1 protein-coding gene is annotated in these 417 nt (G+C 54.7%); it reads right to left on the reverse strand.

Annotation, left to right across the window (positions count from 1 at the left end; all coding sequences use genetic code 11):
- The coding region (locus ACXAGR_RS23790) for an Ig-like domain-containing protein (RefSeq protein WP_474852926.1) at positions 1-417 on the reverse strand (417 nt) is incomplete at both ends.

A 417-nucleotide genomic window follows, 5' to 3' on the forward strand; every position in this document is an offset into this window, starting at 1 on the left:
TGTTCAGCACTGGCAGTGTCAGGTCAATTAATCCTGAGGTGCTGACAGTTGCCAGATTGCCGGCATCATCCAGTACCGACACGTTCACATCTAATAAGCCTTCTGAAATTGCCATGGGCACGTTGGCAGACCAGGTGCCGTCGCCGAGAACTGTGGCGTTGAAGCTCTGGGTATCGCCGTTACCGTCTGTGATATCGATGGTTACGATACCGCCGATTTCGTCAGACGTACCGCTGATGAGCGGTGTATCGCTGGCCAGATCGGTGATCGGGTTGATGTTCAGCACTGGCAGCGTCAGGTCGATGAGACCGGAGGTATTCACCGTGGCCACATTACCCGCTGCATCCAGTACCGACACGTTCACATCCAGTAAGCCTTCTGAAATCGCAACAGGTACGTTGGCAGCCCAGGTACCGT

Source organism: Alteromonas sp. ABH4_457 (assembly GCF_056160625.1).